The organism is Paenibacillus sp. 01L418 (assembly GCF_056400045.1).
Map to the genome: position 1 here is coordinate 1 of NZ_JBFTSN010000157.1, position 12,919 is coordinate 12,919.

Here is a 12,919-nt window from a genome sequence, read left to right on the forward strand (position 1 = left end):
GGAGAAGACCCTTATGTAGGCGAGATTATGGCAAAAGCGTGGGTTGAGGGCGCCGAGCTCGATGATGCTTCAAGCGAAAGCCTCTCTGTAGCGAGCTGTCCTAAACATTTTGCCGGATATGGATTTGCGGAAGCGGGCAGGGATTATAATACGGTAGACGTCTCGGACCGCGTGCTGCGTGAAGTTATTTTGCCGCCGTTTCGTAAAGCGGTTGAAGCTGGAGCGCTTAGCATTATGGCATCCTTTAATGAATTGAATGGCATTCCTGCATGTGCCAACCGTTATTTGCTTACGACAATTTTGCGTGAGGAATGGGGCTTTGAAGGCGTCATCGTTAGTGATTACAATGCTCTAGGCGAATTAATCACTCATGGTGTTGCCCGAGACGCGGAGGAAGCGTGTGAAATTGCGATTAAAGCGGGTACGGATATGGATATGCATTCAGGCATATTCTACAAATACTTGCCGAAGCTCGTTCAAGAGGGACGGGTTGCCGAGAGTCTGATCGACGCCGCTGTAGGCAGAATTTTAGCTGTAAAGATGAAACTAGGATTGTTCGAGAATGCATACGTAAATCCAGAACGAAGCCAAAGTGTTATTTTGTCAGAGGAGCATGTGTCATTGGCGCGCGAGGCAGCAAGAGAGTCTATCGTTCTGCTTAAAAATGATAATCGTATACTGCCTCTTTCTAAGCAGCTGAAAACGCTGGCTGTTATTGGACCGATGGCAACGAACACGAAAGACCCGCTTGGTTGCTGGGCGGCCGACGGCAATGTGGATGATGTCGTTTCACTGCTTGATGGCATTAAGGCGAAAGTATCGCCAGACACACAGCTGCTATATGCGGAAGGCTGCGGCATTGAAAGTGAAGACGAGAGCGGCTTTGAACAGGCGCTGGCAGCAGTTGCTGGGGCGGATGCTGCTATTATTGCAGTAGGCGAAAGTCTGACGATGAGCGGTGAAGGAAACTCCAGATCAGAACTGGACTTGCCGGGTAAGCAGCGTGAGCTCGTTGAAGCAGCAATACAGCTGGGCAAGCCGGTTATCGTTGTATTGTTCAATGGCCGTCCGCTGACAACCGTTTGGCTGGATGACACGGCAACAGCAATTGTAGAAGCATGGCACTTAGGTATTCAAAGCGGCAATGCAATAGCTGATGTCTTGTTTGGTGACTATAACCCAAGCGGCAAGCTGACAGCAACATTCCCGCGGAGTGTAGGACAAATCCCGCTTTATTATTACAGGAAGAACACAGGACGTCCTCCAGGAGGCGTGTATTCTTCAAGATATATCGATGCTCCAGTGCAAGCATTATATCCGTTCGGGTACGGTCTGAGCTATACCGACTTTGAATATGACAATCTAGTCGTGAGCTCAGCTCGCATAAGCAGCTCGGATTCCGTATCTGTTACTGTAAATGTTACGAATACAGGCAGCGTTACGGGTGAAGAAGTGGTGCAGCTGTACATTCGTGATGCAGCGGCAAGCGTAACACAGCCTCTCAAAAAACTAAAAGGTTTTGCCAAGGTGAGCTTAAGTGCCGGTGAGATGAAGACGGTGACATTCTCGGTAACCCCTTCGGAGCTTGCCATCATAGGAGCAGATGACCGTTTGTCGGTTGAGCCTGGCATTTTCCAGCTGATGGTTGGTCCTCATTCCGAGAAGGGCTTGATCGGTGCAATCACAGTAGAATAAATGTGAACAGGGGATGCTGTTCCAGCAGTAGTAGTGAATTCGCCAGAGTGAGCGCTCGCTTTGAGCAGAGATATTATAGAACATGAAAAAAATAGCGGTGAAGGGCTGTCCCTTTACCGTTATTTTTTTATTTGGTGAATGATTGTTTGCTTAAACCGATTATGGGCAAGCGAGAGCAAGCTAAGCACTAGTTTTACCTTTGGCAAGCTGCGATGCAAAAATCGATTTGCTCTAGTCAGCCCCAAGTCGACTCTCTAAGGAACTGTATCATGCTTATTATGCAGAAAACGATTGTTCTCAGATTTTAACGAACCTTATTGGCGCTATTACAAGTTTTACAGGGTCTTATGAGCTGTTTTTCTCGAAATAACGTTTCTGGAGTTCGTTACAATTTTATTCCACTACGAATGCTTTAAATAAGCACTTCTGGGTTCGTTAGTTGTAGTCTGACAACGTTTTTCAAAGCAGTTGGAGGTTTATAGATTTGATTGAAGTCATGCTTCACCAGCTGTCATTTATGGAGGTTTTGTATAGTCATCACGCGATAATACCACCAGCAATTCTAGTAAAATAAGCACACTCCAAGTCAACAAATGGCTAGGAGTGTTGTTTTTTGAGCAGATTTAAAAGCGTGGATAACTATAATAAATAATGGTTTTCCAATATTGTTCTCCTAAAAATGGTCGTGCTACACTAGGCAAGAAATGTGAATGAAGGGGGATTTATTCGGAACATATGGGAAGCATTAACTCATATCATCCGAAATGAATAAGCAAAGGAAGGTAACGATGAAGAAGCGATCAGTTATGTTATTTGCATTTGTAATGGTTATCGCCATAGCTCTAATATTCGTAATAACACCGATTGACTTCCAAAAAAAGAGTAATGAACCCGAAACGGTTCAAAAACCATCACCTTCGGAATCTACAGACAAAGAGATATCCAATGCGAGCAAAGCTAAACAGCTTGTAAGTCAAATGACGGACAAGGAAAAGATAGGCCAGCTTGTAATGTATACACCTACGGGTCAAGCAGATTCGTTCTCAAATAAAATGATCAAGGAATACGGTGTAGGGAGTGCCCTCTTGAATCGACGAATGAATTCTGCTGCCGATACTGCCCGGTTTACTAATGCGCTCCAGCAACTGGCATCTGAATCTAGATTAGGTATCCCTCTATTTATTTCTGGCGATTTGGAATATGGCGCAGCTCAAAGAGTACCTGATGAGGCAACGGTATTGCCAAGACAGATGGCAATTGGAGCTACACAAAATGTGGATTATGCGGAACAAGCTGCGCGCTTGACGGCTGTTGAATCCGAAGCAATGGGTTTTCACTGGAGTTTCTCGCCGGTCGTTGATGTCAATTCGAACCTGATGAACCCAGTGATTGGTGTTCGGTCTTTTGGAGAAGACACGAAGCTTGTAAGCGATATGGCTGTTGCAGAGGTGAGGGGTTATCAAAGCGAAGGAATGATATCCAGCGCCAAGCATTTTCCAGGGCATGGGGATACAGGTTTTGATACTCATATGTCGTTATCCAAAGTGTCTTACAGCGAAGAAGTGCTGCGGACCGTGCATCTCCCTCCATTTCAAGCAGTAATCGACCAAGGAATCGAATCTATTATGACTTCACATATTATTATTGAAGCAATTGATGCTGAACTTCCTGCGACACTCTCAAAGAAAGTTCTTACAGGATTGTTGAGAAATGAAATGGGTTTTAAAGGGATCATTGTCACAGATGCTATGGTGATGCAAGCGATATCCGACAATTGGGGAGCGGGTGAAGCGGTGGTTATGGCCATCAATGCGGGAGCAGATATCGTCATGGCAAATGGCTCTGAAGCTGATCAATTCGATACGTTGGAGTCCCTTTATGAAGCATTGCAGGCTGGCAAGCTCGAGAGAAGCCGAGTGGATGAATCGGTGGAACGGATACTAACCTATAAATTCAAGCTAGAGATGTTTGAGCATCGTTTGGTAGACATTAATCATGTGAGCCAAGTAGTGGGGAAAAAAGAACACCGTGAGTTATCTGAGCGAATGGCACTGGATTCCATAACGCTCATCAAAAATGACAATGTCCTTCCATTTGATGCGGAAGCAAATCAGACAACGCTTGTCGTAAGTATGGCTTATGCGGATCAGATTGCAGAAGCAGTTAGGCAAATAAGCAAAGGCAAAGTCATTTCTTATCAGGCAGCAGAAGCTGCGGGAGCAGTGTTAGATGCTACAAAGTCAGCGGTTAAGAAGGCGGTCGAGAAGGCTGAAAATGCAGATCGAATTATTGTGTTTACAAAGTCGGATCAGCAAATACCACAAGGGCAAGTGGATCTGGTGAACGGATTACTTGCAACTGGAAAGCCGGTAGCAGCTGTCTCCCTTGGAAACCCAAGCGATATTTTGGGATATCAGAACGTGAAGGCATATATTTCAACCTATGCGCTTGATAATTGGTACTGGATAACACCGATTCCGATATCGTGGGAGGCTGCTGTGAAGGTCATATTTGGTTCCAAGCCACAAGGGAAGCTGCCTGTGACCTTAAATAACGAATACTCAAGAAACTTTGGCTTGAGCTATCGCTAGCCTGACATAAGAAATGACCTTCTTAATTTCCGAAAGGTCATTTCTCCGTATAGCAATTCCATTCTAGCTTTTAAGCTTGTTTACTCGGAGGGAATAGGCCACAAACATCATAATTGACGGGACTAGTAAAATAGAGAAAAATACCAAACCTACTGCAGCGGCATTTTGAATAATGAAATTCTGCCATACTTCAGCAGATAAATAAAGCAGTCCGATAATGCCAATCGTTAAAACCAACAAGATAAATGAAGCCATTTTGTACAAATTAAGTGTTCTTGAATATTTCTCAAACGTCGATGTTCGATCTGTGTATATGGGTTCTGTTCCTGGTTCCGCCGAAAAAACATGAAGATCGCCTGATGAGCATACATGGTTCCAACCGCCAGCTTCGAATATTTCTCTATAATTGTTTAGTTCGTTCTCTTGTAATTGACGTATATCGAGGCAATAAATAAGTTTATGGCTGGGTCCATTGCGCAGTGTATAACCTAAAAAGGAGAATTTTTCTAAAAACCATCCTTGCTCGGATAGTTTGCTTAGCTTGTTCATCTCTTTGTGTTCTGCAAAAGCAAGCCCTGCTGATGCCATATAACGAGTCTTTTTATCCATTTCCATCATTAAATTCCTCCTTCGCAGATTGCAGTGCAACATTACCGTGCTGCGCCATTCTTAGTCTTCTCTCGATTTCACTAGCGATAATAGATCTTCCTTTTTCGGTGACGTGGTAGGTTTTCCGGCGCTCGTCTTCGTCTTCATTAAGCACAATAAAGTCGGTTTCTTGCAATTTCTTGATCAAGGTATAGAGAGTAGCTGGCCCAATCTTAATCTCACCGCTCGTCAGTTCTTCGATATACTTCATGATTGCGTACCCATGTTTTGGCGATAGTAGAGCAAGCAATATGTAGTAGGCAGAATCAGTTAACTGATCCATTTGCAGCGAGTTATTTCTAGACAATAGATCACCCCCACTTCAAAGATGTATCTTTAATGGATATATCCATTGTTGATATATCTGTTATGGATATAATAAGTGCTTGATGATTAATTGTCAAATTTTATATTATTGGGTTAAGTCACTTAAACATGCAGAGTAAATCATATGCTATTTACATACATACAGTATGTATGTTAAAATCCAACTATATTCAATCCTATAAATACTAAAGGAGAGCTTCCATTTGAAAATGAACAGTTTTTATCCTGTTGTGATGTCACAGGATGTAGCGAAAAGTGCTGATTTTTATCAACGTTACTTTGGTTTTGAAGTTGTGTACGAGTCTGACTGGTATGTGAGCTTGCGGAAGATGGGTGAAGGGCAATGCTTTTATGAATTAGCGCTGCTATCAGCAAGTCATTCCACGGTTCCCGCGAGCTATCGTAAGAGAGCTGAAGGATTGATTCTTAACATGGAAGTTGATAATGTAGATAGTGAGTACAAGCGCTTGGTCCTTGACGCGAAGCTGTCTTTGGAGCAGGATATTCGCGATGAGGATTTTGGGCAACGACATTTTATTCTCTCTGATCCCGGCGGCGTATTAATAGATGTCATTGCAATTATTCCGCCCTCGGAACAAGAAAGCATGAACTATGTGCAATCTGTGTGGCAGCAAGAGGGAGCAGCAGCTGATAATTAAATGTGCTTGCTTGAAGCTCCTTCTGAGCTTTTAAGAAAATAGGAGCAACAGGATGAGGAAAACGAAAAAAGATACGGAAGAGACGATTCATAAGCTAGAGGAAGTGGCGAGGCATCATTTTACCACTTTCGGATTTGCGGACAGTTCACTTGAGGAAATAGCCAAAGATGCTGAGGTCACTCGGGGGGCTGTGTATCACCATTTTGGCAGTAAAAAAGGTTTATTCCGAGCGGTGCTTTCACTTGTTCAATCTGAAGTAGCGCAGCGGCTGGAGGAAGAGGCTTCCCTTAGCGACGATCTGTGGGAGCAATTATGTCTGGGATGCCGCGCATTTGTGACTGTCGCAATCGAGCCGCAAAACAGGCGGATCATGCTAATCGATGGTCCTGCCGTGCTTGGCTGGGAGGAATGGCGGCTTCTGGATGAGCAGCAGTCGATGAAATTATTGCTAGAACAGCTGGAAATGATGCAGCAGCAGGGCTACCTTAAGGGTGTTCGTCTGGATGCTGCCACTCATTTGTTGTCGGGAGCTATGAATGAAGCGGCGCTTTGGCTCGCACAAATATCGGATACTGCTGAGGCTGCTGAAGCGATGGAGGATTGTTTGCAGACGCTGCGTAAGCTTCTAGACGGCCTTCGTTAAATGAGAGACAAACAAAACAAAGCCTGACCGACAGTTATCGGTCAGGCTTTGTGTGTGTTTACCTATTAAGAGCCGTATACCTCGAAATCAAAAAGTGAGTATCCGTAAGCTGTGCCTCGCGCCGTGCAAAGCACTCTTACATATCTTCCGCTTTTGGATGTAAACGTAATATCATCGATGGCTCCATTGCCTGTTGTCGTTGTAAAAGCGTCTGTCCAAGTTGTACTATTTGTGGAAACTTGGATTTTATAGCCTTTACCGTAAGCGGCTTCCCAGTTTAATTTCACACGGTTGACGTTTTGAATGGAACCAAGGTCTACGTAAATCCACTCGTTGTTGCTTCCTTCAACACTCGCCCATCTTGTCGTCGAATTGCCATCCGTCGCTTTGGAAGCTTCAAATCCTGTTCCCTCAATTGAGCTTGCTACAGCGGTCCTGCCTAAAGCAAGGTTCGTTGTTGTTGAATTCGGACTCGTTGTTGCGCTGGCTGTATTGCTGCTCGCAGAAAGATTGCCCGCAGCATCAATGGCCTTCACTGTATAACTATATGACGTGGAAGCGTTTAGGCCAGTGTCAGTATAGGTCGTGCCAGAAGGAGAGCCTACTAATGTGCCGCCGCGAAATACTTGATAACCTGATACGCCAACATTGTCGGTAGAAGCTGACCAGTTCAAATTAATTTGGCTGCTTGATGCAGCGGATGCAGTCAAATTCGCTGGTGCAGTAGGTGCTTGGGTGTCCGTAGTTCCCCCAGCAGTTGGTATCCACCAGTTTCCTGAAATGAATAACATATTAAGCAAATTGAAGGAATCGCTGAAATAGGATTCTTTTTTGTTTTTCATCCAATCCCATCCAGCATTTACCCATGCTTGGTGCGTGCTGCTCGTGGTTGCTGCTGAAATAAACGGCGATACAAAAACAGCAGTTGCGTAGGAACCGCTAACTCCGCCATTTAGTTTATATCCATCTTTAATGTTATTCGGATTGCCGCTTGTGGCGCCTTTGATCCATACGGCCATTTTGTTAGCAATATCTCGGCCTCTCGTGTCGCCGTAGAAAGCATAGTCCATTACGATTCTTAATGGAACCCGGCTTGCATTGTAATTGTATTCGTTAGTTTCTGGAAATTCATCTAAGTAGTTTTGTGGAGCTGGCTTTGGAGGATTGTCGACAACAAAATCTGAAATCAGCCCTGTGCTAGCTGAATAGGCGCTTGAGAACTGACTATAAACCGTGTACAAGTTGTTAATGACATTCAACCAGGTTTGATCTCCTGTCACCTCATAAAAAGCTCTTAAATGCGAGAGCATCCAGTCGGAGGGACGGGTATTTAATGCACTCTTAGCATCCCAATCGCCAAGGTTCAGGCGGTTATTCGTCGTGACATTGCTCGCCTTGATACCGTTCGTAATCATTTTTTTGGCTTCTGCCAAATAATTAATCGTGCCAGCTGATCCCCATTGCCGGTCAGCAAGTATTAAGGAATAAGCGATGTCTAAATCACCGTCGGTAGCGGAGCCAAAATGTCCTTGTGCACCAGCAGCGTCTGCAACTACCCAGCCCATAAGATTTGAGTTGCCCGAACTTTTAAAAGCTCTAGCGGTTTTGAATAGGCCGTCATAAATGGTTTTGGCATTTGAATCGAAACCTGCCATCAAAGCGGTGATGACCATGCCATAGCCTTGCCCCTCTGAAGTACCAAGCGGGTCGTAACCTTCAGCGCTTCCTGTAATATCCCCTTTGACATAATAGCCGCCTGGCAATGAGGAGAGGTTATTTTTTAGATAGGTTGATTTCCAGTAAGTATAATAACTCGAAACTGCTGTATTCATAGCTGCCTGAGTGACATGGTTAGGTTTTATAATGCCAGGATAGCTCAGCTGCTGCGGAAATGGTCTAAGCTCTCCTGCAGCATGCACCTTCGTTTGAAGTGGAGCGGGTGCACCCAATAAAGTTAGAAGCATCGCTGAGCAGAGAAAGACATGACCCATCCATTTCATCATACTTTTGTTTGCTTTTAAAGTGCGCAATTAAAACTCCTCCTAAAATTATAGTTGTATAACCGTCGACAGATTCGCAGCCTCCTTTGCATGTAATCAAGCTTAAACAAAATTAAAGCGCTTTAATTTAAACACAAAAAATAAAAACGTTTAAGCGCTTTAACTTTAGGCCTATAAAAAAGTAATTCAGATGAGACTAAAGGTGCAGGACACACTATAGAATCAACCAAGTTACTTCTAGCCATCCATTCTTGATAGTTGTTTTTCGTTCATGCCTCTATGTTAATCAATGTAACACACAAAATTTGTATATGTCTACAGCCAATTTCAATTTTTATATTATGCCTAAAACGGAACAGAATAGGGCGAGGCAGCATGCTCAAAGCACAGAAAAACGGCACGTTACTACGCACCGTCATCTTTTTATTCACCTATGATTCTGAAGTCAATGTTGGTTGGCGGCGGAAATTTATTTTTCGCCTCTTCAAGATGTATTTCGGAATAGGATTCATCCCTTGATTGTGCAAGCTTCTTGGCATTGTATTTATACCATAGCTCTATGATTAATATTTCACCTTCACGTATGACCGCAAATTCCTTAAGGAACAATTGCTTAACGAACGCATCCTGTTCAAGCTCAAGTGCGGCAACGCCTACTATAATTTGAATGCGGTCACTGCTCGAATAGGCTTCAGGCAATGCATTGTACATTTGCCACGCCTTTTCGTACTGTTTGTCAGCAATGAGCAAATTTAAATATTCTTCAGCCAAAGCTCGATCAGGGAACGAGTTGGAAACGAGATAGGCTTTCTTCCAGTAGGCAATCGCCAGATCAATTCGCGAGGCATATTTCATCGCTTCTGCTAGGTTTCGATACACCCATACGGATGGTTGAATGTCTATCGATTTCTCCCATGCATCGATAGCTTCCTGCTCCATTCCTCGCTCATAAAGCATGATGCCCAAATGCATATAAGCGTTCCATGATTGATTCTCTTGGTGCGCAAGGCTCTCTTCAAGCAGGGCAAGCCACTCATCCTGAACCATCCATGCTTTCGGCACTTCTTGCACGTCGTGGACTGGAAGCGTTCCTGTTTCAAGAAGGGAGAGCCAATCGCTATGCTCGGCTTCTGGTTCTGTGCTTAGCTTAGTAAAATAAAAGCCTTCAGGAATCGTTCGATTTTCCTTCAGTTCTCGGCGCAGCTGCTCTAGCGCACCCCATGGTGAACCCGTATAAAGGACTTGCTCAGGTGCTTGTTGTGCGAGAACTCGCATGGACTCATGCAGCTTCTCCATTTCTTCGGCATCGATATGAAGATCGACACAATCTCGAATGTATTGATTCGCCTGATTCCAATCCTGTTGATGGGCTTTGTCGATTTTAATATCGGTCATGCCAATCACTTGCGTGAAATCCCACTCCGATTGAGCAGGCATATCAAGTCCATGCAGCTGCGTAGGCGCTAAGCCGCTTTGAATTTCAATGTAATTTCCTTCACCGGGGTTAGCAAGATAATCGCACCATCGTCTTCCACCAGCATGGTTTCCCCAGCAAAACATTTTGCGATAACGGAGAAGAGAGGTGGAGCGTTCATAAAACAATCGTCCATCCTCATAAGCGACAGCCTCCCAAGGCGCATTACAGCTTGCCGGCGTTTGAAAGAAATATTCATTCGAGAAAGGAAAGCTCAGCGGATAGGTGACGTCTTTGCCCGGAACAGTCGGCAGATACGGCAGCTTGCCAAGTCCAAATCCTTTCACTTTATGGTCAATATAAATGACTTCATCTGTTGACGAAAAAAGACGGGCTTGCGGTGTTTCCTCTACAGCGATGTTCGTCCACCAGTACATCGGAACCGACTTGTCATTGTCATTAACGATCCGCACATAAAGAATGAGCTTGTTTGAACCAGCGGGCAGATGAAAGTCAATTTGCCAAAACAGGTTTTTACAACGCTCGTAATCATACAGCCTTAGAAAATCGTTTCCGTTCTCATCTTGCAGAATGGCTGCATGAACGGGGGAGCATGTGGTAAACGTATGTCCGAGCTGACCGATATTCCACTCGATTCCTCCAGAGAACCAAGCGTTCAATATGGCTAGGTTGGCAGGCTGCAGCACCGGATTCGTATAGAGAAGGCTGCGATTCGTTTTTTTCTCCGTAAGAGAATACAATCTTCCACCATAAGCAGGTAAAAAAACAGCCTGCAAATGCTCATTTTCGAGCACGATAGTTTCTAGCAATAGATTTTTCCGATCTCTTGTATAACGATCCTGCATTCGATAGGGTAAATAACGTTCCCCTGCTTCATATCCTAGCTTCGATCGCAGCTCGCTTGGAAGAGTGCCGTTATCGCTGACTTCTCTATGTGTTTGGCGATTTCGGAACATCGGCAGCGGATTTTGACCGCCAATGCTTGAGCCTTCGATCCGTAAGGTTGACTGATATACACGCATGGTGAATGAACTCCTTTCTATCCTTTTACTGATCCAACCGTAATGCCTGCAACAATTCGCTTGGAAATAAACAAATACAAAATGAAAGTTGGCAAAAATACGATGATGGATGCTGCAAAGATACCGGAATAGTTTCCTGTGTTGGTAAAGCCGAGTACGATGGATTGCAATGCAAGCGCGAGCGTATGATATTTCGGATCACCAGCAAATATAAGCGCATACAAATACTCATTCCATATCGACATAAAGTTGAAAATAGAAACTGTAATGAGGCCAGGCTGGGCAACGGGCAATATAATTTTGATAAACGTTTGGATAGGGCCGCAGCCGTCAACAGCTGCTGATTCTTCCAACTCCTTCGGAATGGAAGCGAAAAATCCGGTGAGAAGGAATACGCTAAACGGAATATTAGTGAAAATATAGATTAATACGAGCGTAATAATGGAACCCGTAAGCTTCAGCTCAACGAACAATGAAAAAAGCGGGATGGATATGAGCAGGCCAGGGATGGAGATTGCGGATAAAAACATCAGATTGACTATTTTTTTGCCGCGAAATTTCACTCTGCCCAAAACATAAGCGGCAGGAGCAGCGAATACGAGAACACCGACGCAAGCTGAAACGGTATAAATAACACTGTTCAGAAAGTACCGTCCCATCTTCTGGGTTTTGAATAAATCGATATAATTGGAGAAATGAATGCCGCTCTCAAATAGTGAATTTGTAAAAATGCCTCTTGTTGTGCTCAATGAAGCTAGAATGGCGAAGCCGAACAATACAATCGTGAACAGCAGCCACAAATAGAGCGGGACGTACCGAATTTTATTAACCATGCTAACACCTCATCTTTAATATTCAAGACGTTCTTTACGGAAGAACTGATTGATGATGGCGGATAGGATTAGAATTGATATCGTAATACTAACGCCTACTGCCGCGCCTGCTCCTACATTAAAGGCATCCTGCGTATAAACTGAAGTGCCGTCGCCAAACACTTTGAGATACATAAAGTAGCCCGGCGTCATCGTAGCGACGCTTTCACTCGCACCGCCAAAGGTAGCGGACCAGACAAAGAAATTCACGGCTGTTACCGTCCATAAAACGAGCGTCATACGGAATATGTCCTGAAGCAGCGGCAGCGTGATTCGGAAAAACTTGTGCAATGGATTAGCCCCTTCGAGCAGGGCAGCTTCGTAATAGTCGCGTGGAATACGGTCCATTCCGGCATTAAGGATAAGCATAAAGTAGCCAATGGAACCAAAGCAGTACGCCAGCAGCATGGAGAGGAACAAATAACTGTCGCTCGTCCACTGAATATCGGCAAGCATATCGAGTCCAAGGAAACGGAACAGCTTCGTTAAGAAGCCATAGCTTGAATTAAATATATAATGAATCCAAATAACGGATAACACGACTGCAGATACGGTATTCGGCAAATAAACGAGCGAGCGCCAGAACGTTTTGCCGCGGACGCCGGATGATAAAATAGCAGCAAATAGGAAGGCGGAGCAAATCGTGATGRTGCCGCCAAACAGCCATATTTTCAATACATTCCATGCAGAGTCCATAAAATAGCTGTTGCGGAACAGGTCAGTGTAATTTTCGAATCCGATAAATGACCACTCTGACATTTTGCTTGATATGGACGGCAAGGAATAGAAACTCATCAGCAAAGCTCTAAGCGTTGGATATAGAAAGACTGCAAGATAGATGAGTACCGCCGGCAAAAGGAAAAGGGCAATCATCGGTTTTTTAATTTGCATGTAAATTTCCCTCCCGGATATGATTCATAATCCGTTATAACGTCATTGTGCAGCAATCCGAAGGATCGCTGCACAATGATCGAAGTATTTAATTATCGTTATTTTGTGCCATAAAACTTTTTGGCTTCTGAACTCA

The 12,919-nt window shown here is 44.2% G+C and carries 10 protein-coding genes and 1 pseudogene; 4 read left to right on the top strand and 7 right to left on the bottom strand.

All coding sequences use genetic code 11. The features are described 5' to 3' along the window. Both AC1DSE_RS18715 and AC1DSE_RS18720 read left to right on the top strand, forming a co-directional pair. Positions 1 to 1,695: glycoside hydrolase family 3 C-terminal domain-containing protein (locus AC1DSE_RS18715; protein WP_477528019.1), on the top strand; the 1,695-nt coding region annotated here is incomplete at its 5' end. Positions 1,696 to 2,483: 788 nt separating this feature from the next. Next, positions 2,484 to 4,286: a glycoside hydrolase family 3 protein gene (locus AC1DSE_RS18720; RefSeq protein ID WP_477511952.1), complete on the top strand. Its 1,803-nt coding sequence runs from the start codon at positions 2,484 to 2,486 to the stop codon at positions 4,284 to 4,286. Between the two features lie 63 nt (positions 4,287 to 4,349). On the opposite strand, the gene AC1DSE_RS18725 is transcribed toward AC1DSE_RS18720, so the two are convergent. Beyond that, positions 4,350 to 4,901, bottom strand: a complete 552-nt coding sequence (locus AC1DSE_RS18725; protein ID WP_477511951.1) for a DUF2812 domain-containing protein — start codon at positions 4,899 to 4,901, stop codon at positions 4,350 to 4,352. Continuing rightward, positions 4,888 to 5,241, bottom strand: coding sequence for a PadR family transcriptional regulator (locus AC1DSE_RS18730; RefSeq protein WP_477511950.1), 354 nt, complete (start codon positions 5,239 to 5,241; stop codon positions 4,888 to 4,890). The genes AC1DSE_RS18725 and AC1DSE_RS18730 overlap by 14 nt, the downstream gene beginning before the upstream one ends. Positions 5,242 to 5,464: 223 nt before the next feature. Here AC1DSE_RS18730 and AC1DSE_RS18735 point away from each other — a divergent pair, with 223 nt between their 5' ends. Together AC1DSE_RS18735 and AC1DSE_RS18740 are read left to right on the top strand one after the other, a co-directional pair. Next, positions 5,465 to 5,920, top strand: coding sequence for a VOC family protein (locus tag AC1DSE_RS18735; RefSeq protein ID WP_477528020.1), 456 nt, complete (start codon positions 5,465 to 5,467; stop codon positions 5,918 to 5,920). A 52-nt stretch (positions 5,921 to 5,972) separates the two neighbouring features. Then, the gene (locus AC1DSE_RS18740) at positions 5,973 to 6,563 is read left to right on the top strand and encodes a TetR/AcrR family transcriptional regulator (protein WP_339203870.1); all 591 of its coding nucleotides are present in this window, start codon (positions 5,973 to 5,975) and stop codon (positions 6,561 to 6,563) included. A 65-nt stretch (positions 6,564 to 6,628) separates the two neighbouring features. On the opposite strand, the gene AC1DSE_RS18745 is transcribed toward AC1DSE_RS18740, so the two are convergent. From AC1DSE_RS18745 to AC1DSE_RS18765, 5 genes and pseudogenes are all read right to left on the bottom strand, one after another. Further along, entirely contained in the window at positions 6,629 to 7,273 is a 645-nt protein-coding gene (locus AC1DSE_RS18745) for a discoidin domain-containing protein (protein WP_477511977.1), read from the bottom strand. 48 nt (positions 7,274 to 7,321) lie between these two features. After that, positions 7,322 to 8,485: pseudogene (locus AC1DSE_RS18750) on the bottom strand (family 8 glycosyl hydrolase); the annotation flags it as partial. Between the two features lie 501 nt (positions 8,486 to 8,986). Then, entirely contained in the window at positions 8,987 to 11,020 is a 2,034-nt protein-coding gene (locus AC1DSE_RS18755; protein WP_477511948.1) for a DUF5107 domain-containing protein, read from the bottom strand. A gap of 17 nt (positions 11,021 to 11,037) precedes the next feature. Next, positions 11,038 to 11,853, bottom strand: a complete 816-nt coding sequence (locus AC1DSE_RS18760; RefSeq protein WP_076271505.1) for a carbohydrate ABC transporter permease — start codon at positions 11,851 to 11,853, stop codon at positions 11,038 to 11,040. Between the two features lie 15 nt (positions 11,854 to 11,868). Further along, on the bottom strand, positions 11,869 to 12,783 hold the full coding sequence (locus AC1DSE_RS18765; RefSeq protein WP_477528021.1) for a carbohydrate ABC transporter permease: 915 nt from the start codon (positions 12,781 to 12,783) through the stop codon (positions 11,869 to 11,871). Positions 12,784 to 12,919 lie beyond the last annotated feature (136 nt).